1 protein-coding gene is annotated in these 833 nt (G+C 67.2%); it reads right to left on the reverse strand.

Annotation, left to right across the window (positions count from 1 at the left end; translation table 11 throughout):
* Positions 1 to 817 (reverse strand): FAD-dependent oxidoreductase (locus tag A3730_RS02530; protein WP_231883816.1); only part of this gene is annotated, 817 nt, incomplete at its 3' end.
* Between the last annotated feature and the right edge of the window lie 16 nt (positions 818 to 833).

An 833-nucleotide genomic window follows, 5' to 3' on the forward strand; every position in this document is an offset into this window, starting at 1 on the left:
CCAGGTTCAGGGCCTCGGTATTGGGTGTCCGTCCGGTGGCCACCAGCAGTTGATCCGCCCGCAAGGTGCCGGCGTTGGTGTCGACAATGAATTCATTGTCGGTGTAGTCCACGCGGCTCGCCTGGGTCTGCTTGAGGACCTCGATGCTCTCGCGGCGAAACGCCGCCTCCACCGCATCCCCTACCGCCGGGTCTTCCTGGGAGAGCAGGCGGCTGCGGGCCAGCACCGTGACCCGGCTGCCCAGCCGGGCGAAGGCCTGGGCCAGTTCCAGGGCCACCACCGAGGCGCCGATCACAATCAGCCGCTCGGGAAGGGTGTCCAGGGCCAGCGCACTGGTAGAGGTCAGGTAGGGGGTGTCGGCAAGACCCGGGATCGGCGGTACTGCCGGTCGGGCGCCAGTACCGATTAAGGCGCGGTCGAAGTGGACGACCTGCTCGCCGCCCTCGTTCAGCTTGACCATCAGGCTATGGGCATCGATAAACCGGGCCTCGCCGTGCAGGACCGTGATGGCCGGGTGGTCGCGCAGAATCCCCTCGTACTTGGCGTCACGCAGTTCCTCGACACGTCGCTGCTGCTGCTCGAGCAGCTTGGCCCGATCCACCACCGGCGCCTGGGCGCTCAGGCCTGCATCGAAGGGACTTTCCGTACGCAAGTGGGCAATATGGGCCGCGCGAATCATGATCTTCGAAGGCACACAGCCTGTATTGACACAGGTACCGCCGACGGTGCCGCGTTCGATCAGGGTGATCCGGGCGCCGCGCTCGGCGGCTTTCAGGGCCGCCGCCATGGCGGCGCCGCCGCTGCCGATCACCGCGATGTGCGGGGCGTCTTCA

It is taken from the genome of Alcanivorax sp. HI0044, from assembly GCF_001634945.1.